This is a genomic window from Hydrogenophaga defluvii (assembly GCF_042665235.1).
GTDB lineage: Bacteria > Pseudomonadota > Gammaproteobacteria > Burkholderiales > Burkholderiaceae_C > Hydrogenophaga > Hydrogenophaga defluvii_A.
In genome coordinates, this window is sequence record NZ_JBHTBZ010000045.1 from 1 (window position 1) to 1,167 (window position 1,167).

A 1,167-nucleotide genomic window follows, 5' to 3' on the forward strand; every position below is an offset into this window, starting at 1 on the left:
CTAGTGTGCTGTCCCGTTATTTTCTGGCATTAATCCTGCATGCCAATGCGGTATCTTGGGAACGGAGATACCGCCATGAGAAGAGGAAGACCGAAAGTCGAATTGCTGCTTACAGACGATGAGCGCGAGCAGCTTCAGTCGTTCGCGCGCAGCCGATCCCTGCCTGCGGCGTTGAGTGCGCGGGCCCGTATTGTCCTGAGCAGTGCCGATGGCGAACTCAACAACGCCATCGCCGAGCGACTGGAGCTGACCAAGGCCACGGTGGGTAAGTGGCGAGCCCGGTTTGTCGAGCGACGTATCGCGGGCTTGTATGACGATGTTCGCCCTGGCAAACCGCGCACGATCGATGATGAACGCGTGGCGCATTTGATCAAGACCACGCTGCACACCAAGCCAGCCAACGGCTCGACACACTGGAGCGTGCGCACGGTGGCGGCCGAGACCGGCATCTCCAAGACCAGCGTGCAGCGCTACTTCCAGCTCTTCGGTTTGCAGCCGCACCGCACCGAGACCTTCAAGCTCTCCAACGACCCGTTCTTCATCGAGAAGCTGCGCGACGTGGTCGGCTTGTACCTGAGCCCGCCGGATAACGCGCTGGTCATCTGCGTGGATGAAAAGAGTCAGTGCCAGGCCCTGGAGCGCACGCAGCCGATGCTGCCCATGGGATTCGGCTACGTCGAAGGCGTCACCCATGACTACAAACGCCATGGCACGACCACGCTGTTCGCGGCGTTGAACGTGCTCAATGGCGCCGTGCTGGCAGCCTGCAAGCCGCGCCACCGGCATCAGGAGTTCCTGGCCTTTCTGCGCGAGATCGACAAAGCCGTCCCCGTCGAGTTGGACATTCACTGCATCTGCGACAACTACGCCACGCACAGCCATCCCAAGATCAAGGCCTGGCTGGCCAGTCGGCCTCGCTGGCACATGCATTTCATCCCGACCTACAGTTCCTGGCTCAATCAGGTCGAGCGCTTCTTTGCCTTGATCACTGACAAGGCCATTCGGCGCGGCTCGTTCACCAGTGTCAAACAACTCGTGCAGCGCATTGATCACTTCGTCGCCGCCTACAACACGAACTGCCAGCCGTTCAAGTGGACTGCCACCGCCGATTCGATTCTTGAAAAGTTGCATAGACTTTGCTCACGTATCAGCGGGACAGCACACTAG

The 1,167-nt window shown here is 59.7% G+C and carries 1 protein-coding gene; it reads left to right on the forward strand.

What is annotated here, in order from left to right; all coding sequences use genetic code 11:
- The first annotated feature begins 75 nt into the window (after nucleotides 1-75).
- A complete protein-coding gene (locus ACFQU0_RS15435) occupies nucleotides 76-1,167 on the forward strand; it encodes an IS630 family transposase (RefSeq protein WP_382202327.1) in 1,092 nt (363 codons plus the stop codon).

Coding starts and splice junctions, on each gene's coding strand:
- ACFQU0_RS15435 (WP_382202327.1), top strand. CDS start 76: ATGAGAAGAGGAAGACCGAAAGTCGAATTGCTGCTTACAGACGATGAG.